The sequence below is a fragment of the Colwellia echini genome, assembly GCF_002843355.2.
GTDB lineage: Bacteria > Pseudomonadota > Gammaproteobacteria > Enterobacterales > Alteromonadaceae > Colwellia > Colwellia echini.
The window spans coordinates 1-830 of record NZ_PJAI02000074.1; the positions used below are offsets into that span (position 1 = coordinate 1).

Below are 830 nucleotides of genomic sequence, written 5' to 3' on the forward strand. Positions count from 1 at the left end.
GTTAGGCATATTCATAGGGATGCGATTTAATGAAGTTTTTGAGTATTATAATACTTAGTATTAGTCTTTTCTCTTGTTCTTCTACAGAAGTTCATTTGTATACACGTTATTTATCTGATTCTGAAATAAAAGAAATTAGTAAAAATCTGGACGAGTCTAATTTTAAAGTTGTCACCAATACACTTTCTTTTCCAGAAACAATTAACCAGTCAACCTTGCTTTATTCACCATTCATTCAAGGTGAGAATACTTTAGATATATTAACCAATTCACTTTCTGACTTAGGTTGGGCTATTCCTAATGTAGAAGCGCTTGTGTATGGTAATCATTGGTATAGCAAAGATAGTGTCGGTTTGTTTTTACTCCCTGAAGGAGTAAAACAAAAAGATAAAATAGCTAATCAAGATTTGGCTAATAATTACGAAAGCCGTAATTGCGACACTTTAGTTAATCTTCGTATAAATAAAGATAATACTTATCAACTATCTTTTACAAACCAAATTAACGAACAAACAGATCACCTTAAAGGAAATTGGAAAATAAGAAGTTATCCTTATATAGAATTAACATCATTTAACGATTTTTGGTGGTTTTACTTTGAAATTGAACAAAAAATAGAAGAAGATAAGATAAGTAAAATAGAAATAATTGAGCTTAAGCCCGTTGATACCTATTCATTTTTTCCTAATTGCAGTTTTGTAAATGGCGTTAGAGTTTAATTGGAAATCAGATAGGCGCACATATGCCTAACAAGCCATTAAAGCAGGACAAAAAACAGTTTGCTGTTTCGTGCCTCAACATTTTAGCAAACAATTTTTTGCCTCTTAATG

The 830-nt window shown here is 30.6% G+C and carries 1 protein-coding gene; it reads left to right on the forward strand.

The genetic code is table 11. The features are described 5' to 3' along the window. Positions 1–29 precede the first annotated feature (29 nt). Positions 30–719, forward strand: a complete 690-nt coding sequence (locus tag CWS31_RS17330) for a hypothetical protein (RefSeq protein WP_101345705.1) — start codon at positions 30–32, stop codon at positions 717–719. Positions 720–830: the final 111 nt, after the last annotated feature.